This is a genomic window from Streptomyces monashensis (assembly GCF_001866665.1).
Taxonomy (GTDB): Bacteria; Actinomycetota; Actinomycetes; order Streptomycetales; family Streptomycetaceae; genus Streptomyces; species Streptomyces monashensis.
In genome coordinates, this window is record NZ_MLYO01000065.1 from 42,221 (window position 1) to 62,268 (window position 20,048).

The 20,048-nt window shown below is 71.3% G+C and carries 17 protein-coding genes and 1 pseudogene; 8 read left to right on the top strand and 10 right to left on the bottom strand.

All coding sequences use genetic code 11. From position 1 onward, the window contains the following. Positions 1-27: 27 nt before the first annotated feature. From BIV23_RS34670 to BIV23_RS34700, 7 genes are all read right to left on the bottom strand, one after another. Positions 28-471, bottom strand: coding sequence for a universal stress protein (locus tag BIV23_RS34670; RefSeq protein ID WP_071384958.1), 444 nt, complete (start codon positions 469-471; stop codon positions 28-30). Between the two features lie 279 nt (positions 472-750). Further along, positions 751-1,626, bottom strand: a complete 876-nt coding sequence (locus BIV23_RS34675; RefSeq protein WP_079173596.1) for a universal stress protein — start codon at positions 1,624-1,626, stop codon at positions 751-753. A 120-nt stretch (positions 1,627-1,746) separates the two neighbouring features. Then, positions 1,747-2,226, bottom strand: a complete 480-nt coding sequence (locus BIV23_RS34680; RefSeq protein ID WP_071384960.1) for a hydrogenase maturation protease — start codon at positions 2,224-2,226, stop codon at positions 1,747-1,749. After that, positions 2,223-3,569 (bottom strand): Ni/Fe hydrogenase subunit alpha, encoded by a 1,347-nt coding sequence (locus BIV23_RS34685; RefSeq protein ID WP_071384961.1) that lies wholly within the window; start codon positions 3,567-3,569, stop codon positions 2,223-2,225. Before BIV23_RS34685 ends, BIV23_RS34680 begins: the two co-directional genes overlap by 4 nt. Positions 3,570-3,594: 25 nt before the next feature. Next, a complete protein-coding gene (locus BIV23_RS34690) occupies positions 3,595-4,443 on the bottom strand; it encodes an NADH-quinone oxidoreductase subunit B family protein (RefSeq protein WP_071384962.1) in 849 nt (282 codons plus the stop codon). Between the two features lies 1 nt (position 4,444). Next, positions 4,445-5,263, bottom strand: a complete 819-nt coding sequence (locus BIV23_RS34695) for an FAD/NAD(P)-binding protein (protein WP_071384963.1) — start codon at positions 5,261-5,263, stop codon at positions 4,445-4,447. Continuing rightward, positions 5,260-6,450: a 4Fe-4S dicluster domain-containing protein gene (locus tag BIV23_RS34700; RefSeq protein ID WP_071384964.1), complete on the bottom strand. Its 1,191-nt coding sequence runs from the start codon at positions 6,448-6,450 to the stop codon at positions 5,260-5,262. Before BIV23_RS34700 ends, BIV23_RS34695 begins: the two co-directional genes overlap by 4 nt. Positions 6,451-6,918: 468 nt before the next feature. On the opposite strand from BIV23_RS34700, the pseudogene BIV23_RS34705 reads away from it, so the two are divergent. The 6 genes and pseudogenes from BIV23_RS34705 (at position 6,919) to BIV23_RS34730 (ending at position 15,089) form a co-directional block, all read left to right on the top strand. Further along, positions 6,919-9,245: pseudogene (locus BIV23_RS34705) on the top strand (heavy metal translocating P-type ATPase). 155 nt (positions 9,246-9,400) lie between these two features. Next, positions 9,401-11,233: an acetate--CoA ligase gene (gene acsA / locus BIV23_RS34710; RefSeq protein ID WP_071384965.1), complete on the top strand. Its 1,833-nt coding sequence runs from the start codon at positions 9,401-9,403 to the stop codon at positions 11,231-11,233. Next, positions 11,230-12,255: a pyruvate dehydrogenase (acetyl-transferring) E1 component subunit alpha gene (gene pdhA / locus BIV23_RS34715; protein ID WP_245790794.1), complete on the top strand. Its 1,026-nt coding sequence runs from the start codon at positions 11,230-11,232 to the stop codon at positions 12,253-12,255. Before acsA ends, pdhA begins: the two co-directional genes overlap by 4 nt. Then, positions 12,252-13,331: an alpha-ketoacid dehydrogenase subunit beta gene (locus tag BIV23_RS34720; protein WP_071384966.1), complete on the top strand. Its 1,080-nt coding sequence runs from the start codon at positions 12,252-12,254 to the stop codon at positions 13,329-13,331. Before pdhA ends, BIV23_RS34720 begins: the two co-directional genes overlap by 4 nt. Before the next feature lies 1 nt (position 13,332). Continuing rightward, on the top strand, positions 13,333-14,820 hold the full coding sequence (locus BIV23_RS34725) for a 2-oxo acid dehydrogenase subunit E2 (protein WP_071384967.1): 1,488 nt from the start codon (positions 13,333-13,335) through the stop codon (positions 14,818-14,820). A gap of 5 nt (positions 14,821-14,825) precedes the next feature. Then, positions 14,826-15,089: an acyl carrier protein gene (locus BIV23_RS34730; protein WP_071384968.1), complete on the top strand. Its 264-nt coding sequence runs from the start codon at positions 14,826-14,828 to the stop codon at positions 15,087-15,089. On the opposite strand, the gene BIV23_RS34735 is transcribed toward BIV23_RS34730, so the two are convergent. The 3 genes from BIV23_RS34735 to BIV23_RS34745 form a co-directional block, all read right to left on the bottom strand. Next, complete coding sequence (locus tag BIV23_RS34735; RefSeq protein WP_071384969.1) at positions 15,084-16,118, bottom strand: alcohol dehydrogenase catalytic domain-containing protein; 1,035 nt, start codon at positions 16,116-16,118, stop codon at positions 15,084-15,086. The genes BIV23_RS34730 and BIV23_RS34735 overlap by 6 nt on opposite strands. A 77-nt stretch (positions 16,119-16,195) precedes the next feature. Next, positions 16,196-17,764 carry a bifunctional aminoglycoside phosphotransferase/ATP-binding protein gene (locus BIV23_RS34740; RefSeq protein WP_079173597.1) on the bottom strand — a complete coding sequence of 523 codons (1,569 nt, stop codon included), beginning with the start codon at positions 17,762-17,764 and terminating at the stop codon, positions 16,196-16,198. Further along, positions 17,757-18,626 carry a universal stress protein gene (locus BIV23_RS34745; RefSeq protein WP_071384970.1) on the bottom strand — a complete coding sequence of 290 codons (870 nt, stop codon included), beginning with the start codon at positions 18,624-18,626 and terminating at the stop codon, positions 17,757-17,759. Before BIV23_RS34745 ends, BIV23_RS34740 begins: the two co-directional genes overlap by 8 nt. A gap of 201 nt (positions 18,627-18,827) precedes the next feature. On the opposite strand from BIV23_RS34745, the gene BIV23_RS34750 reads away from it, so the two are divergent. Together BIV23_RS34750 and BIV23_RS34755 are read left to right on the top strand one after the other, a co-directional pair. Then, positions 18,828-19,646, top strand: a complete 819-nt coding sequence (locus BIV23_RS34750; protein WP_071384971.1) for a universal stress protein — start codon at positions 18,828-18,830, stop codon at positions 19,644-19,646. 111 nt (positions 19,647-19,757) lie between these two features. Next, positions 19,758-20,045, top strand: a complete 288-nt coding sequence (locus BIV23_RS34755) for a DUF1876 domain-containing protein (protein ID WP_071384972.1) — start codon at positions 19,758-19,760, stop codon at positions 20,043-20,045. Positions 20,046-20,048 lie beyond the last annotated feature (3 nt).

Below are 20,048 nucleotides of genomic sequence, written 5' to 3' on the forward strand. Positions count from 1 at the left end.
CTTTCGCGGCACGGGACCGGCTTCGCGTCACTGCTTCTGGCAGCGCACGATCACGACCGGGCAGCTCGCATGCTGCGACACATGCTGGCTGACGGAGCCGAGCAGGGCGGCGGCGAACCCGCCTCTGCCCCGGCTGCCGACGACCAGGACCTCGGCTCCCTCGGCTGCTCTCAGCAGGACGTCGGCGGGGTTGCCGTGCACCACGTGGGTCCGGACCGCGTCCGCAGCTCCCGCGCCGAGCACATCGGTCAGTTCCTGGCTCATCTTCTGCCGGGTCTCGTCCTCGTCGACGTCCATGTCCACGGCGGGCGCCGACCAGCCGTACAGGCCCGGCAGCTCCCACACCGCGACCGCGTCCACGGTGCCGCCGACCAGGCCGGCATAGCGCACGGCCCAGCGCAGGGCCTCGTACGAGGACTGCGACCCGTCGACACCGACCACCACCCGGCGCTCGGAGGCATCCTTGTCCATGCGTCCCACCTCTCCTTCGGTGTCTGTGCACGCCGGCCGGTGCACCTCTGTTCTCCACGCTGCGGGCCGCCTCGCCGCACCGCCAGAGATGAGCATCCGGCGGCATGACGGGCGCCCGGAGTGACGGTGTCGTCAGCGCCGGTAGCCTGTTGCTGCGTGGCTGCCGACGGACGCGAGGCCGTCCGGTGACCGCCGCGGGGCGTCAGGATTCGGAGTCTCTTCGGCTGAGAACACCGGGGCGTCCGTGCCTCGCTCTCCATCGTGTGCCGAGGCCCTTCATTACCGTTGGGGAACGACCGCGACCGGGCACTGGGCATGGTGCAGGAGTGCATGGCTCACGCGGCCGAGCTGGAATCCGAAGGTCCTCGTTCGGCGCCGGGCCCCGACGATCACCAGGTCGGCGGCGGCCGACCGGTCCACGAGGATCTTGGCGGCTGGTCCCTCCGGCGTCGCCGGGCGCGTCCGGACATGCGGATACTCGGCGATCGCGGCCTTGAGCCGAGCGTCGACGACAGCGGAGGCACGCTCCCCGTACGTGTCCGCCGGCCCTCCTGTACGTATCCGGTTGCCGTTCCTGTCGAAGGCGGGCCTGCGCCAGGCATGCACCACGTCCAGGACACAGCCGCGCACTTCGGCCTCCCGGAAGGCGTACCGCACGGCCTCGGTGCTCGTGTCGTCGGCGTCACCGATGCCCAGCAGGATCCGCTCATGCGTGCCCGCGAGCCCCGCCGGATCGCCCCGGACGACGATCACCGGGCAGTGTGCACGGGCCGACACGGCCAGACCCACCGACCCGAGAAGCAGTCCCTTGACCTCGCCCCGGCCACGCGAACCCGTCACGAGCGTGAAGGCCTGGCCACTCTCGTGAACGAGAGCGGCCACCGGGTCCTCCGGGATGATGTCGGTGGTGACCTTGACATCCGGGTTGCGCCGTTCGGCGCGATCGGCCGCCGAAGCCACGATGTGCTCGGCCAGCACCTGCTCGGAAGGGCGCCCCGGGCCCACCGAGGGGAGGCCGGCCTCATAGCGCTCCCACAGGGAGGCGTACACGAGCCGCATCGGGGCACCGTGACGCACGGCCTCGTCCACGGCCCAGTCGACCGCCGTCAGACACGAGTCCGATCCGTCGACGCCCACCACCAGAGGGAGTGTCATCGTCCCCACCACCTTTCCTGGTGCCTGGCGTACGGCACGTGGGGGTGACCTTCACCGTCGCATCCCCGTGGCACAGGTCGCGAGGGCGGTTCGACCCGTGCCGGGGGACCTTCGGCCCCGCTACCGCTCGTGGTTTCGCTCGTACGCCTGCCGCACGGAGGCGGCGACCCGGTCGGCCAATCCCGGAAGCGCCGACCGCACCGCTTCGCTCAGGCGCGCACCGAGTTCGACGTCGGCCACCTCCATGGCGTGCACCACGAGACTCGACGGCAGCTGGTCGAGGGCCTCCGCCAGGGCGAGGCACTCCCCGAGGCCGAGCGCATGCGTACTCGCCGCACCCGCTGTTCGGGCGGCCGCGTCCGCCACCGTGAGGGTGTGCAGCTGCCCTGGCCGGCTCGGCCGAGCGCGGAGCGCTTCCACCACGACCACCGTGTCAGCGCCGCGCCACAGGTCGAGCATGCGGGCAGGTTCACCATCGCTGACCGCCAGGACGGTTCCGTCGGGAACCCGGCCCCGCAAGGCCTCCACGGCTGCCGGGCCGACCCCGTCGTCACCGCGCAGGGGATTGCCCACGCCGATCACCACGACCCGCGCGCTCATGCACGTTCCACGGTGACGTCGAGGAAGTGCGCGGCACAGGAGATGCAGGGATCATGGTTGCGGATGGCCCGTTCGCAGAGACGAGTCAGTTCCTCGTCGTCGGCGGCGGGCCCGGGCCCGTCGAGGCGAGCCTGGACAGCCCTGCGCACGTCCTCCTCGATGGCCGTCTGGTTCTGGGCCGTGGGCGGGACGATGCGAGCCTCGGTGAGCGTGCCGTCCTCCGTGAGCGCGTAGCGGTGGTACAGCAGGCCCCGGGGCGCCTCCGTGGCCCCGACGCCCGCGCCCCGGCGGGGCGGGACCTCGACGGCCGGCCGTGGAGGTCGTTCGTATCCGTCGATGATCCGCAAAGCCTCCTCCACGGCCTGCACCACTTCGACGGCCCGTACGACGATGCTGCGGAAGGGGTTGTCGCAGATGGCGCCGGCCGCGGGATCACCGAGACCGGCTTCCCCCGCCGCCTCGGCGGCCACGGGATGCAGCCACTGGCCGTTGATCGCGTAGCGGGCCAGCGGGCCGGTGAGGTAGCGGCGGCCGTCGAGCGTGGCCGTCAGGGCGGTGGAGTGCGGTACCTGCCCTTCCCGGACGTGCTGTTCGAAGTCGGACAGGAGGATCGGGCGCGGCGCCCGGCCGTTGTCACCAGCGGCCATGACGGCCGGTGTTCCGGTGTCGACGGCATACCGGCCGGGGTCGCGCAGCGCGAACAGGTCGTGGTCGCACACCGCGTCGGGGAAGTCGAACGCCGCCACCCAGCGGACGGTCTCCAGCGCGTCATCCCGGGCTTGCCGCAGCCGTTCCGCCAGTGGGCGTAGCTCGTCCGGTGTCGGCGTCCGGTAGAAGCCGCCGATCCGGACGTTGACCGGGTGGATGGGGCGGCCGCCGAGTTGTTCGACGATCGCGTTGCCGGCCTGCTTGAGCCTCAGGCCGCGCTCGACGGCGGCTCGTTGGTCGCGGGCGAGTTCCACGACATCGGCACGCCCCAGGAAGTCCGGGGCATGCAAGAGGTAGATGTGCAGCGTGTGGCTCTCGATCCACTCGCCGCAGTACAGCAGGCGGCGCAGCTGCGCGAGGGGGCCGTCGACCGTGACGCCGCAGGCGTTCTCGATCGCCTGGCAGGCGCTCATCTGGTAGGCGACCGGGCAGATACCGCAGATGCGGGCGGTGATGTCAGGGGGTTCGGTGTGGCCCCGGCCGGTCAGGAAGGCCTCGAAGAAGCGTGGGGGTTCGTAGATGCGCAGCCGCGTCTCGGCGACCGTGTCACCCTCGACGCGCAGGTGGAGGGCAGCCTCGCCTTCCACCCTGGCCAGCACGTCCAGCCGCAGGAAGCGGGTTCCGCGATGGTTCATGCGAGCCTTTCCGGGCGGGGGTCCGTCAGGCCGGAGGGCCCTGTCGCTCCTCGGCCGCGAGGTCGGGTACGGGGGCATATTCCGGCGACGCGGCGTTGAAGGTGCGGAAGACACGCTGGACATCCCGCTCGCTCATCCCGTCGTGGCGCAACTGGGCGACCATGGAGCGCAGATTGGGTTTGCTCGACGGTCCGAAACAGCCGTAGCAGCCGCGTCCGTAGGCGGGGCAGATGGCACCGCACCCCGCGTGCGTGACCGGGCCCAGACAGGGAGTGCCGTGGGCCACGGTGATGCAGGTGGTGCCGCGCCTCTTGCACTCGAAGCAGACGCTGTGATGGGAGATCTGGGGCCTGCGGCCGGCCAGGTAGGCGGTGATGACCTCGATGAGCTGACGGCGGTCGATGGGGCACCCGCGAAGCTCGAAGTCGACCGGCACATGGGCCGAGATCGGTGTCGAGGTCTCCAGGGTGGCGATGTACTCCGGCCGGGCGTAGACGGCGGCGAGGAAGTCGTCGACGTCGGCGAAGTTGCGCAGTGCCTGGACACCGCCCGCGGTGGCGCAGGCGCCGATGGTCACCAGATACCGGGAGATGCGGCGGACGTGCTGGATCCGCTCGGCGTCCTCGGCGGTGGTGATCGACCCCTCGACCAGGGAGAGGTCGTACGGTCCCCGGCCATCCAGCTGCGCGCGTTCTCTGTCGGCGCCCTCGGCTGGGGTCATCTCCAGGAAGTGGTCGATCCGTACCCGCTCGGTGAGTCCGAGAAGTTCGTCCTCGCAGTCCAGCAGGGTCAGCTGGCAGCCGTCGCAGGAGGCGAACTTCCACACGGCGAGCTTCGGCCGTGTGCGAATGACCGGGCCGAGGTCGGTGACCATGTCACAACTCCCTCACGAGGAGCAGGTCTGCCACGCGGTCGTAACCGACGACCGGCCCGTCCCGGCACAGCAGGAGCGGACCGAGCTGGCAGTGGCCGCAGTGGCCGGTGGCGCAGTGCATGTTGCGTTCCAGGGACACCTGGATACGGTGCGGGGCCAGGCCCCGGGTCACGAGGTCGCGAGCGCTGTGACGCATCATCACCTCAGGCCCACACACCAACGCGCAGGTCCGTTCGGGGCGCAGATCGAGGCGGTCCAGGAGCGTGGTGACCACGCCCACCGCGCCCTGCCAGCCCGGGGCGGGCCGGTCGACGGTCACCTCCACACGCGCCTGGCCCCGCCAGCTCTCGATCTCGTCGCGGTAGACCAGATCGGCAGGGGTACGGGCGCCGACGAGGACCGCGAGCGGGCCGTACGCCGCCTGCCGGTCCAGGACGGCGTGGACGACCGGCCGCAACGGTGCCAGACCGATGCCGCCGGCGACGATCAGAACATCGTGGCCGACCGCCGCTTCGAGGTCCCAGCCGGTGCCGTACGGCCCGCTGAGCCCGACGCCGTCACCCGGACGCAGTCGGCAGAGAGCGGCGGAGACCGCACCCACCGCACGCACGGTGTGTACGAGCCCTCCGTGGCGGCCCCGCAGGGCGCTGGCAGAGACGGGCACCTCACCGACCCCGAACGCGTAGATCATCGCGAACTGCCCCGGTGCGAAAGGCGGGAGTCTCCGTCCGGCCGATACCAGCTCGATCGACCGGGTGTCGCCGGTCTCGTCCCAGGTGCCGGCGACCCGGTACGGCAGCGGGGGCGTCACGGTGCTCATGGTGGCTCCGGCGCCGATGCCGATGCCGATGTCCCGGACTGTGTCCAGTCGTGCAGGGCGGCCGCTTCCTCGGTGATGTCGATGCCGACGGGGCACCACACGATGCAACGCCCGCAACCCACACAGCCGGACGAGCCGAACTGGTCGTACCAGGTGCCGAGTTTGTGGGTCATCCACTGCCGGTAGCGGCTGCGCGAGGAGGCGCGGACCGGACCGCCGTGCAGCTGGGAGAAGTCCAGGTCGAAGCAGGAGTCCCACAGCCGCCACCGCTCCGCGTGGTCCCCGGTGAGGTCGGTGACGTCCTCAGTGGTGGTGCAGAAGCAGGTGGGGCACACCATGGTGCAGTTACCGCACGTCAGGCACCGCCCTGCGACGTCGTCCCAGCGGGGGGCGTCGAGGGTTCCGGCCATCAGCTCCCGCAGGTCGGCTTCGGGCATGGTCCGGCCCATGCGGTCCGCGGCGGCCGTGACGCCTGCGCGAGCCGTCTCCCGGGTTTCCGGGTCGGCAGGACGGGTGGGCAGTTCGGCCAGGATCTCCGCGCCTTCCTGGCTGCCGCTGCGCATCCAGAAGCGGTGCCCGTCCTCGTCGACCACTTCGGTCATCACCAGGTCGTAGCCGGGACCGGCAGCGGGTCCGGTGCCCATCGAGACGCAGAAGCACGTGGCGCCGGGCTCCGTGCACTCGACCACGATCAGCAGGGCCCCGGAACGCCGCCCCTCATAGCCGGAGTCCCGGTACGCCCCACCGGTCAGTACCCGGTCCTGGATGGCGATGGCCCTCAGATCGCAGGGGCGCACACCCAGGAACGCGTACCGAGGCGGCGTGTCCTGGTCTGCCGTGAAGACCAGCTCCCCCTCCACCCGGTCGGCACTCCATTCCCGCACTCGCACCGGGTGCAGGAAGGACTTCCACGACTGGGGACCCGCCGCGTTCGCGAAGGCCGCGCCGTCCGGCCGCTCCCGCAGCCGGTACCGCCCGGCCTCCAGCTCCACACCCCATCCGTACGGCAACTCGTCGGCCGACCGCAGCTCCGCCAGCACGATGGCGCCGTCCCGGGCGGTGGGTCCGACCACGGTGAAGCCGCGCCGGATCAGGACGTCCACGAGCGCGGCCATACCGTCCTTGCCCATGACGAGCCCGTCGGACGCGGGCGGCTGGGAGGCATGCACATCGGCGTCGGTGCTCATGACCGGCCTCCTTCGGCACAGCGGACGGCACGTGGAGCCCCGCCGTCCCCTCACACCTACGATCGCAGCATTACCGCTGTGGCGCCGCGCCGACAGAGCCACATGGACACGTACCCGGGGTCCATTGGTCCCGGTGACCGGGTTCCGACAGTTGTGGTGGCAGAGAGCAACTACGGGCAGGCGATCCGGGACGGCGACGATCTCTCGCGGAGATGGGCGGGCTCAGGCTCCACCTGGTCCAGCCGGAGACCAGCTGGACCCGTGCGAGCTCGACGATCAGACGGCGGCGGCCCGTCCGCCCACGCCTCTCACCGAGGGCGGCGAGGGTGACCGAATGCGGTCGGCGGTCGGCGGTCGGCGGTCGGCCCAGGAACAGGGACGAACGTCCCCTGGCGTGCACTCGTAGTGCGGCGATGTCATGGAGAAGGACCGACCCGAGAGTCATCGCACCCGGCACTCAGGTATGCCATGAATGACCGACCCTCCCTCACGGCACAACTGCGTCGCTCGATCGCGGCGGGTGTGTCACCGCGGCTCGACCCCGTCCTGCTGGCCGTGACCGCGGCGGCCCTGATCGCTGGTGGCATCGCCTGGCTCATGGACGCCGGTGACTTGGCCGGTCTCTGCTGGGAACTGGGCACCCTCTTCGCCCTCGTTCCCGCGGTGGGGTGGGTGCTGGCCGCACTGCGGCAGGGCCGCACAGGTGTGGACCTCATCGCCGTCCTCGCGCTCGGCGGCACTCTGGCCGTGCACGAGTACCTGGCCGGTGCCCTGATCGCACTGATGCTGGCCACTGGCCGCACACTGGAGGCCGCAGCCCAGCGACGCGCCTCGCACGACCTGCGTACCTTGCTGGAACACGCACCACGCTCCGCACGCCGCCGCACTCGCGCCGGGGTGACCACGGTGCCGCTGGCGGAGGTCGCCGCCGGTGACCTGCTCGTCGTCGGCCCCTGGTTCCCGTCGACGGCCGCGTGGAGAGCGGCGCCGCGGTCCTCGACGAGTCGGTGCTCACCGGTGAGCCCCTGCAGGTCGAGCGGGCAGGCGGGGAAACCGTGCGCAGCGGCGTGGTCAACGCCGGAGGCGCCTTCGAGATGCGGGCCACGGCCACCGAGCACGACAGCACGTACGCCGGGATCGTGCGACTGGCCCAGCAGGCCCGCGCCGGGTCCGCGCCGGTCGTGCGGCTGGCGGACCGGTACGCGGCCTGGTTCCTGCCGCTGTCCCTGGCGGTGGCGGGACTGGCGTGGCTGATCAGTGGTTCGGCCGTGCGAGCGGTCGCCGTACTCGTGGTCGCCACCCCGTGCCCGCTGCTGCTGGCGGCACCGGTCGCGATCGTCTCCGGTCTCTCCCGTGCTTCCCGCATCGGCGTCGTCATCCGCGACGGCGGCGCCTTGGAGAACCTGGGCCGCGCCCGCACCCTCCTGCTCGACAAGACCGGCACCCTCACCCGAGGCCGGCCCCGCGTTGTCGACGTCACCGCCGCCCCCGGCGTCAAACCCACGGAAGTCCTGCGCCTGGCGGCCTCCCTCGACCAGTACTCGCCCCACGTACTGGCCCAGGCCATCGTCGACGCCGCCCGGGACCGCAAGCTGGAGCTGTCGATCCCCTCCGATGTCACCGAGGAACCGGGCCGGGGCGCCACCGGCACCGCCGACGGGCACCGGCTTGGCATCGGCCGTATCGCCGCCGGCGAGGACCGGCCGTCCTGGGCCCGGGCGGTCGACAAGCGCGCCCTCCTCGACGGCGCGGCCGTCGCCTGGCTGACCTTCGACGGACACCTGGCCGGCGCCATCCTGCTGCGCGACCCGCTGCGCCCCGACGCACCGCGCACCCTGCGCCACCTGCGGGCGGCGGGCTTCGCGCGACTGCTGATGCTCACCGGTGACCGAAACGCACCCGCCCGCGAAGTCGCCACCATCCTCGGTCTGGACGACGTACGCGCCGAACTCTCCCCCGCCGACAAGGTCGCCACCGTACGGGCCGAAGGCGAACACGCGGTCACGGTGATGGTGGGCGACGGCGTCAACGACGCGCCCGCCCTCGCCGCCGCCGACATCGGCGTCGCCATGGGCGCACGCGGCTCCACCGCCTCATCCGAAGCGGCCGACATCATCCTGACCACCAATCGCGTCGACCGACTCGCCGACGCCGTCGCCATCGCCCAACGCGCGCGGCGCATCGCCGTCCAGAGCGCCCTCGGCGGCATGCTGATGTCCCTGGCGGCCATGGCCGCGGCCGCTGTCGGGCTGCTCCCGCCCGCCGCCGGCGCGCTGCTCCAGGAGGGCATCGACGTGGCCGTCATCCTGAACGCCCTGCGCGCCCTGCGAGTCGGCGAGGCCGCACGGCCGACCCTCGCTCCCGCTGCCGAGGCCCTCATCCACCGTTTCGCCGCCGAACACGAAGGGCTCCAGGACGTCCTCGAATCCGTCCGCGACACCGCCGACCGACTCTCCGACTCCCCTGGCCCCCAGGCCCTGGAAGCCGTCGAGGAGACCCACCGGCTGCTCATCGAGCGGCTCCTTCCGCACGAGTACGCCGAGGAGCACGAGCTGTACCCGGCCCTCGCGCCGACGCTCGGCGGACCCGAGGCCACCGCCACCATGAGCCGTGCCCACACCGAAATAGAGCGTCTCTCCCGCCGCATCGCCATCCACCTGCAACTTGCCCACGCAAGCGGGGGCCTCTCCCCCGAGCAACTCGACGACCTGCGCTCCTGTCTGTACGGCCTGAACACGGTCCTGCGCCTGCACTTCACCCAGGAGGAGGAGAACTACTTCTCCCTCGCTCCCTGAACGACGGCGTCATCAGCCTCCTCGTTCCGCCCCGGCAGGCGAGAAGGATGACGCGGATCTGAGCCGTCCGGCCGCGGACGGGGCCCTTCGACCCAGTGCGGACGGGGCGAGCCGGGCGGATGGTTGAAAAGGGCCCGGAGGAAGGAGGGGCCGGCATGCCCTGGGAAACCGTCCGGAAGGACACCCCGCTGCGCACCGCCCCCAATCTGCGCGACTACGGCAAGGAGTGCGCGAGCTTCTCGTGGCAGGCGGCACGCCGCAGGCTGCAGGGGCTGCCTGGTGGGCGGGGACTGAACATCGCGCACGAGGCCGTGGACCGGCACGCGGCGTCGGAGCGGGCCACAGCGGTCGCGCTGCGCTGCGTGGGACGGGACGACTCCGTCACCTCGGTGACCTACGGCGAGCTGGCCCGTTCGACGGCACGGTTCGCCAACGTACTCCGCGGCCTCGGGATCGAGTACGGCGACCGGGTGGTGACGCTGCTGGGGCGCTGCCCCGAGCTGTACACCGTGGTCCTCGGCACGCTGAAGAACACCAGTGTCCTGTGCCCGCTGTTCTCCGCCTTCGGACCCGACCCGGTGTTCCAGCGGATGACGCTGGGCGACGCGCAGGTCCTGGTCACCACGGCGGACCTGTACCGCAAAAAGATCGACGGGCAGCGCGACCGGCTCGCCGCCCTGCGCCACGTACTGATCGTCGGCGAGGACGCGGACGACCTGCCCGGCACCCTGTCCCTCACCGCGCTGATGGCCGACGCGGCCGACACCTTCACGATCCCGCCGACCTCCCCCCACGACATGGCCCTGCTGCACTTCACGAGCGGCACGACCGGCATCCCCAAGGGCGCGGTGCACGTGCACGAGGCGGCCGTCGCCCACTACATGACCGCGCTGTACGCCCTCGACCTCCACGAGGACGACGTGTTCTGGTGCACCGCGGACCCGGGCTGGGTGACCGGCATGTCCTACGGGATCGTCGCCCCTCTCATGCACGGCGTGACGGTCGTGGTGGACGAGGGCGACTACGACGCCCGCCGCTGGTACCGGATCCTCGCCGAGCAGCGGGTGAGCGTCTGGTACACGGCGCCGACAGCCCTGCGCATGCTGATGCGGACGACGCCGAGGACGGGGCCGTACGACCTGCCCCGCTCCTTCGACCTGAGTGCACTGCGGTTCATCGCGTCGGTCGGCGAGCCGCTCAATCCGGAGGCGGTGGTGTGGGGGCGGGACGTGCTCGGGTTGCCGGTGCACGACAACTGGTGGCAGACCGAGACCGGCGCCATCATGATCGCCAACTTCGCCGCCTGCGACATCCGTCCCGGCTCGATGGGGCGTCCGCTGCCCGGTGTTGAGGCGGCGGTGCTGCGGCGCGGCGAGGACGGCCGGGCAGAGGTCGCCGACGGGCACGTCACCGTACTGGAGGAACCCGGCGTAGAGGGTGAGCTGGCCCTCCGGCCCGGCTGGCCCTCCATGTTCCGCGGCTATCTGCACGACGAGCCACGCAGTGCGGCGGCCTTCGCTGACGGCTGGTACCTCACCGGTGACCTCGTACGACGCGACGCTGACGGCTGGTACTGGTTCGTCGGGCGCGCCGACGACGTCATCAAGTCGGCAGGACACCTCATCGGGCCGTTCGAGGTCGAGAGTGCTCTGATGGAGCATCCGGCGGTCGCCGAGTCCGGGGTCATCGGCCGGCCGGACCCCGTGGCAGGGAACATCGTCAAAGCATTCGTCACGCTGCAGCCGGGCTTCGACGCGAGCAACGCGACCCGGCGGGACCTGCTGGCCTTCGCCAGGCGCCGGCTGGGCCCGGCGGTGGCGCCCCGCGAGATCGAATTCGACCAGCACCTGCCGCACACCCGCAGCGGCAAGGTCATGCGCCGCCTGCTGCGGGCCCGTGAACTCGGCCTGCCCGAGGGCGACATCTCCACCCTGGAGGACTCCACCTCGAAGGCCGTCTCCACGGCGAGGACGGAGCAGCCCGCATGACCACCACACGCACCCCTCGCGCACCACGGCCCGCCGCCCGGCCGAACCGTCAGGCCGCACATCGCCTGGCCCTGCTGGAATCCATGCTGCGCGTCCGCCGGTTCGAGGAACGCTGCGTGGAGCTGTACAGCGCGGCGCGCATCCGGGGTTTCATGCACCTCTACATCGGCGAGGAAGCCGTGGCCGTCGGCGTCAACGAGGCGCTCACGGACGACGACGCGGTCGTGTCGACGTACCGCGAACACGGGCACGCACTCGCCCGCGGGGTTCCGGCCGAGGCGATCATGGCCGAGATGTTCGGCAAGGTCACCGGATGCAGCCGCGGCCGTGGCGGCTCGATGCACCTCTTCGACGTCGGCCGCCGCTTCTACGGCGGCAACGCGATCGTCGGCGGCGGGCTCCCCCTCGCGGCCGGCCTCGCCCTCGCCGACCGCATGACCGGGCGCAACCGCGTCACCTGCTGCTTCTTCGGCGACGGCGCCTTCGCCGAGGGCGAGTTCCACGAGACCGCCAACCTCGCCGCACTCTGGCAACTGCCCCTGCTGCTGGTCTGCGAGAACAACCTGTACGCCATGGGCACCGCTCTGGCCCGCCACCAGGCCCAGACCGACCTCGCGCTGCGCGCGGCCGCGTACGGCATGGTCTCCTGGGCCGTCGACGGCATGGACGTCTTCGCCGTAGAGGACGCCGCCCGGCGGGCCTCCGAAGGGGTGCGCGCCGGAACCGGGCCGCACTTCCTGGAGATGCACACGTACCGCTTCCGCGCTCACTCCATGTACGACTCCGACCGCTACCGCGACAAGGCCGAGATCGAACACTGGAAGGAACGCGACCCGGTCGAGGGGCTCGTGCGGCGGCTGCAGGATGCGAAGGAGCTTTCCGACAAGGCCCGCACCACCTTGGAAGACCGTCTGGCCGCCGAGATCGACGCGGCCGTGGAGGCGGCCGAGCAGGCTCCGGAAGAGCCCGTCGAGGATCTACTGAAGTACGTCACCAGCCCGGTGGAGGTGACCCGGCCATGACCACGACGCACACGCGTGCCGCCGAAGCCGCCGCGCCTTCCGACCGGAAGACGACGTATCGGGAGGCCATGCGTGAGGCCATGCGCGAGGCGCTGCGCAGCGACGAGCGGGTGTTTTTGATGGGTGAGGACGTCGGCCGGTACGGCGGCTGCTTCGGCGTCAGCCTCGGCCTGCTGGAGGAGTTCGGGCCCGAACGGATCCGCGACGCCCCGCTGTCCGAGTCGGCGTTCGTCGGCGCCGGCATCGGTGCCGCCCTGGCGGGCATGCGGCCGATCGTCGAGATCATGACGGTCAACTTCAGCCTGCTGGCCCTGGACCAGATCCTCAACAACGCGGCGACGCTGTTGCACATGTCGGGCGGCCAACTGCCCGTACCGATCGTGATCCGGATGACCACGGGCGCGGGACGACAACTCGCGGCCCAGCACTCGCACAGCCTCGAAGGCTGGTACGCGCACATCCCCGGCCTGCGGGTCCTGGCCCCGGCGACTCTCACCGACGCCCGGTACATGTTGGCCCCCGCGCTCGCCGATCCCGACCCGGTGCTGATCTTCGAGCACGGCAGCCTGTACAACGTCTCGGGCGACCTGCCCCCCGACGCCGGTCCGGTCGACATCGACCACGCGGCCGTCCGTCGGCCCGGCACGGACGTCTCGCTGATCACCTACGGCGGCTCACTGCCCAAGGCACTGGCCGCCGCCGACGACCTCGCGAGCGGCGGCATCAGCGCCGAGGTCATCGATGTGCGCACGCTGCGCCCCTTGGACGACGCCACCGTCGGCGACTCGGTCGCTCGCACCCACCGTGCCGTCGTCGTCGACGAGGGCTGGCGCACCGGCAGCCTCGCCGCGGAGATCTCGGCACGCCTCACGGAACAGCACTTCTACGACCTCGACGCCCCCGTCGAGCGGGTGTGCAGCGCCGAAGTGCCCATACCCTACGCACGCAGGCTGGAGGAGGCCGCGCTGCCTCAGGTCGACGGAATCGTCGCAGCCGCGCACCGCGCCGTGGGCGAACCGGTGCCGACCGGAACCAACGGGGCGGAACGGCAACCGGTGACCGGAAGGTCGGGCTGAGATGACCGCGTTCACCATGCCCTCGCTCGGCGCGGACATGGACGAAGGGCTGCTGCAGGAGTGGCTCGTGAGTCCCGGGGACCGGGTGCACAGGGGCGATGTCATGGCGGTCGTGGAGACCGACAAGGCCGCCATCGAGGTCGAGTGCTTCCAGTCCGGGACCGTGGGGCAGTTGCTCGTCGAGCCCGGTACCCGGGTACCTGTGGGAACACCGCTCGCGCTGATCGAGGAGCAAGCCGTACTGGACGAGCGGGCGGGCGTCGGGGAGGCCATCGTGAACAAGGCACCCACGCGCGCGGCGACCGAACAGGAACCGGCCGCACGGCGCCAGCGTCCGACGCCCCGGAAGAAGGCGGCCCGCAGGCCCGAGGCGACTCCGGAGCCGGCACTCGCCGCACCCCGGAAGGAGCCGACCGACAAGCACGTACACGCGCCCCCGGAGCCGTCCGGTGGAGCCGACTCGGTGATCGGCGCCGGCCCGCTCGTACGGCACCTGGCCGCGCTGCGCGGTGTCGACCTGACGACACTGCACGGCACCGGCCGGGGCGGCCGGATCACACGTACCGACGTGGAGCACGCCCAGCCGCCCCTCGCCCCGAGGGTGCGGGCCAGCCCGTACGCACGGCGCCTCGCCCAGGACCTCGGCGTCGACCTGGCGGCGGTGCGGGGCACCGGGGACGGCGGAGCCGTGCGGGCCGCGGACGTGCGCACGGCCATGCGCACCCTTGCCGTAGGGAACGGACCCGAGCGACCCGATCGAGACCCGCTGATGGGCGACGAGCGTCCGGACGCCGCCGTACGAAGAGACAGCCGCCCGGAGGACCGTACAGACACCATGCGCCGTGCCATCGCCGACCTCATGAGCCGCTCCAAGCGGGAGATCCCGCACTACTACCTGTCCACCACCATCGACCTGACGGCGGCCGAGGACTGGATCCGCCGGATCAACCGCGCTCGTACGCCCACCGGCCGACTCATACCGGCGGCCCTGCTCCTGAAAGCCGCCGCCGTAGCGGCACGCGAGGTGCCGGCGCTCAACGGCTACTGGCAGAACGGCGGATTCTCCCCCGCATCCGAGATCAACCTGGGCCTCGCGGTCTCACTCCGGCAGGGCGGACTGCTCGCCCCGGTGATCCACAACGCCGACACGCTGCCGCCCGACGCTCTCATGACCCGTCTGAAGGAGTTGGTACAGCGAGCCCGCCGAGGGCGGCTGCGCGGAAGCGAGATGACCGGCGCCACCCTGACCGTCACCAGCCTGGGCGACCAGGGCGTGGAGGCCGTGTTCGGGGTGATCCACCCGCCCCAGGTCGCCCTGGTGGGCTTCGGTGCGGTCGTCGAGCGGCCCTGGGCCGCCGGCGGCATGCTCGGAGTGCGTCCGGTGGTGACCGCGACCCTGGCCGCCGATCACCGGGCCACGGACGGCGCCGTGGGGGCGCGCTATCTCACGGCGGTCGACCGACTTCTGCAGAGACCGGAGGAGTTGTGAGTCAGATGAAGCCACTGAACAACGCGGAGGCCCTGTCGCTGATCAAGGAGTCGATCACGCAGATCATCCCCGATGCCGACTTCACTCTGGTCCGACCGGACGACAAGTTCCGCGATGTGCTCGAACTGGATTCGCTCGATTTCCTCAGCCTGGTCGAGCTGCTGTCCGAGCGTGCGGGCGTCCGTATCGACGAAGAGGACTACCTGGACCTGACCACGCTGTCCGACGCGACGCGGTTCCTGGTCGAAAGGACCGGCCGGGGGTCATGACGACTCCCGGTGCAGCATGACCTTCAGGGCGCCTGTGCTGGTGCCGCGCGCAAACGCCTCATAGGCGTCTTCCATCCGGTCGAGGCCGAACGTGTGGGTGACCAACGGGGAGACGGGCAGATGGCCGAACCTCAACAGCTCCAGCAGCCACGGCGTAGAGGACGTGTCGACCTGGCCCGTGCTGATCGTCACGTTCTTGCGCCAGAGGGACTCCAGATGCAGTGACACCGGTTTGCCGTGCGTGCCGATGTTGGCGATGTGCCCTCCCGTACGGACGGCACGCGTACAGAGCACGAAACCGTCCGGGTCGCCGGACGCCTCGATGACCACGTCGGCCCCCGGCCCCTCGGACAGCTCGGCGATCATGGTTCCTGGCGATTCGGCGGCATCCGCCCCCACACGCTTGGCGTTCTCCAGCCGAGCGCCGGCCAGGTCGACGACGATGATCCTGCGGGGCGAGTAGAGCCGCGCAAGGACCACCGTGGCGAGACCGACGGGGCCGGCGCCCACCACGACGACCGTGTCTCCCGGGCCGACGTGTCCGTTGCGGACCCCGACCTCGTAGGCGGTGGGAAGGAGTTCGGCGAGCAAGACCGCGTCAGCGAGCGGGAGGTCGGGGGGCCGTCGGGTGGTGGAGTGATCGGCGAACGGCACACGCACCAGCTCGGCCTGGGTGCCGTTGACCAGACTGCCCAGGATCCATCCGCCACCGCCACGGCACTGTCCGTACCTGCCGTCGCGGCACTCCGCGCAATCACCGCAGGCCGAGACGGACGACACGATCACCTGATCGCCGGGGCGCAGGTGGTGGACCTGCTCACCGACGTCGACGACCTCGCCGACGGCCTCGTGGCCGAGGACCGTCCCCGGCTTCACCTCCGGGAAGTCGCCCCGCCGGATGTGCAGATCAGTGCCGCAGACGGTGGTGGCGTCGACCCGGACGACCGCGTCGGTCGCCTCCTCGATCACCGGGTCGGGAACGGTCTCCCAGGAGGTGTGTGCCGGGCCGTGGTAGACGAGCGCTCGCACCGCATTCACTCCCTCGCTCCCCCACCTCCACGGTCACCCCCGCACTGCACCCGGGCAACACGGCCACTCGCAGCGCCTCAGTCCGGCTCCATGTACGGGCGGCGGAAGACCGGTGCCTGACCGCTGCCCCACGGGCGTACGGCCGCCAGTGCCCGAGCGACGGCGGATTCCAGCGCTCCACTGGTGTCGACCGGGACGGCTTCGGGCCACGGCGGCTCCTTGGCAGCCATGGCGGTGGCGATGTCCGGGCCGGCGTCGGAGATGCCGGGGGCGCGCGTGCTGAGGCGGGCCGCAGACAGTTCGCCCGGCACCTGACAGTGGAGGGCCACCAGCTCGGCGCTGGTTCGATCGGCCAGGCGCAGAGCGGCTTCGCGCTGTGCGGCGTCGGACCAGGTGGCGTCGAGCACCACCGATTCACCGGAGGACAGCAGTGCGGCTGCGCGCTCGAGCAGGGCGGCGTAGGTCCTGGCCGTCCACTCGGGCGTGTACAGCCCTTCGCCGTAGCCCGCCGCTGCGGACTGCTCCGCCGGGATGCCCGCCAGCTCCTTGCGCATGCGGTCACTACTGAGCAGGGTGACCCCCAGCCGGTCGGCCAGGGCTCCGGAGAGGGTGGACTTCCCGCTGCCCGGCAGTCCGCCGACGAGGGTGAGGCCGACGGCGGAGGTGCGCAGGTGGCGCAGTGCCATGGAGGCGAGCCGCCGCGACGCCGCTTCGGCGCCGGGCGCGCCCTGCCGGGCCTGGATCACCGAGACCTTGGCGCGGACGAAGGCGCGGTAGGCGACGTAGTGGTGCCACAGGGACGGGGGCGCGGGATCCCCGGAGTATTCGCCGTACCGGGCGAGGAAGTACGCCGCGGCCTCCGGGGCTCCGAGCTGTTCCAGGTCCATGGCGAGGAAGGCGGCGTCGTCCAGGCCGTCGACATAGCGGAGGCGGTCGTCGAACTCCAGGCAGTCCAGGACGCGGGGGCCGTCGTCGAGGCAGAAGACGTCCTCGGCGAGCAGGTCGCCGTGGCCGTCGACGACCCGTCCCTGCTCGATGCGGGTGTCGAACAGCCGCTTGCGACCGGCGAGGTAGCGGCGCACCAGCCCCTCGATCTCCGTCAGGCAGTCGGGCACGGCGCCGTCCGCGGCCAGTGCCTGGACCTGCGCGAAGCTCGCCTCCCACCGTGCCGACAGCGCGTCCCGCGTGCCCTGCTCGTCCACGTCGCGGCCACGGGGTGCGTGCGCGTGCCATGCCGCCAGTTGCCGGGCGACGGTGCGAAGGACGTCGTCCACGGCAGCCCCCGCCCTGACGAGATGGGAGAGGCGGCGCTCCTCCGGCATGCGACGCATCACCACGAGTGGTTCAGGTGACTGCCCATCGGGACTGCGGAACTCACCGAGCCCCACGTAGACGTCGGGGGCGAACCGGCGGTTGAGGGCTATTTCCCTCTCGCACCCAGCTCGGCGCGCAGCGACCGTGGTGTAGTCCAGGAACCCCAGATCGACCGGCTTCTTGAGCTTGTATGCTCGGTCACCGACGAAGAACAGCGTCGCGGTGTGGGTCTCGCAGACCGCAGCGCGCGACAGCGGCTCCCCGTCGTTCGGGACACTCGACCGCAGAGCGGACACGTCGGCACGCGGCTCGCGGAGACCGGGCTCAGTCATCAGGAACCACGGCGACCGGGCAGCGTCCATGATGGACGGCGGCCTGCGCCACCGGACCGAGGTGGGGCGCCAGGCCGGCACGGTGCCGGCGGCGGCCCACGACCAGCAGTGAGGCGCCCTCCGCTGCGTGCACGACGGCCTTGGCGGGGCTTTCGAGACGGATGCTGTCGTCCACGTCCACCTGCGGGTACTTCTCCCGCCACTGCTGCAGCGCTTTGCTCACCTGCTCGTGCGCGACCCGGGTCGTCTCCTCGCTGAAGCCGTGGTCCACTCCCCAGGGCGTACGTGCGCGAAGCGGCACGCTGCGGCCGTGGACGGCGAGGACGGGAACGTCTCTGGCCGCAGCGGTATGAAAGACGAAATCCAGTAGGTCGTCCGGCGATCCGTGCAGTTTCAGTGCCACAACGACACGGCTCGCGGCCGTGGCCGGTCTCCTCTCGTCCCGGGGTTCGGCGCGCACCAGCACCACGGGCCGTTCGGCCCGTGCCACGACGGGCATGCTGACGTCCCCCAGGAAGTAGCTCTCGACGGACTCGAGTCCTCGGGAGCCCAGGACGACCATCTCCGACTCGGAGGCCGCTTGGAGCAGGGCGTGCTGGGCATCGTCGGCGACCAGGGTCTTTTCGATGGCCAGGTCCGGGTGCCGGGTCCGGAGTTCCGCCTGCGCTGTGTCGACGAGACGCTTCGCCCAATAGTTCTGATCGACTTCCGCCGGGAGACGAGCCGGTTCCGGGGCAAGCGTCGGCCACGCGTGCAGCAGCCGGAGAGCGAGCTTTCGCCTCCCGGCCTCTTCGGCGGCCCAGCGGGCGGCGGCCAGACTCTCAGGCGAGCCGTCGAGGCCCACAGTGATGACGGGTTGCATGGCGGCGGTCTCCGTCTCGTAAGAGGCTGGAGGGGACGGCGAACGAGTCCGATCGCGTGGACGGTCCGGACATCGCCTGCATACCGGGAGCGGCACGTTTCTCTCCTTCGAGGATCTCCCGCTCCTCGCCACGGCGCATGTGGACCCCGGGGGCGGGCGCGAAAGCGGGGCGTGCGGCAGGAGGGAGAGGAGACAAACGCGGTGACGATTCCCCTTGTGGTGGGTGTCGACGGATCCGAGGCGGGCCTCGAGGCCGTGGACTGGGCCGCCGACGAGGCGGCCCGGCACGGGATCCCGCTGCATCTGCTGCACGCGGCGGCCGGTGAGCAGGAGGCGTCCGTCGTGATCAGCGCCGCCTCCGCGCGCGCCAGGGAGGGTGCTCCGGCGGTGCGGCTGTCCAGCGAGGTGTCGCACGAGGAGGCGGCTTCCGCCCTGGTCGGCAAGGGGCGGAATGCCTTCGCGCTGGTACTGGGCAACAGGGGACTCGGAGATCTTCCCGGCATGCTCCTCGGTTCGGTCAGCCTCGCCGTGGCCGCACGCGCCGACTGCCCGGTGGTCGTGGTCCGCGGCAGTTCGGAACACCGCGCTGCCCGCTTCGGAAGCGTCGTCGTGGGCGTCGAGGACGGGGAGGGCAGCGGCACAGCCGTGGACTTCGCGGTGCGCGAGGCTCAGGTGCGGCGCTGCCGACTCGAGGCCGTGCACGCCTGGAGTGCACCGTCCGGTGCGTGTACGACACCACAGGCACCCTCATGGCAGTTGGAGGCCCACCGGCGTCCGCCGGCGCAGGTGCTCGACGACGCTCTGCGCCAGCCTGTGGAAAGGTACGGCGACGCCACGGTGAGCCGGCGCTTGATCGAGAAACCGGCGCGCCAGGCGCTGTTGGAGGCCGCGTCGACCGCAGATCTGCTGGTCGTGGGAGCTCGGCGGCGACTTGGACATCCCGGGCTGCAACTCGGCCTGATCAACCACGCGCTGCTGCATCACGCACCGTGTCCCGTGGCCGTCGTACCCCAGATGTGACGGCCGCAGGACTGGCTTCCAGGGACGGTCGCCGGTAGACCGGGACCTTCGGCCCCGTGATCTACGACGGCCGTCGTCGGATCGTGGAGACGCGGAGGCAACGAGCGAACGATGTCGCACACAGGACAGTGGAAGGTACGTCTCGACCTCTTCGAGGACGACGACGGAACGACGAAGGCCCACTTGGTGCTGGACACCGGCACCACGGCGCTCACCGGCCACGGAACCGCGCACTGCCATCCGGCGGACACGAACGTGCCGGAGATCGGCGACAAGCTGGCGGCAGGCAGGGCGCTGGTCGATCTGGCTCATCAGCTGCTGGAGACCGCCGAACGCGACATCCAGGGCATGTCCGCCCCACGGCCCGGCACCCGTCAGACCGCCGGACAAGCCCTGTGAATC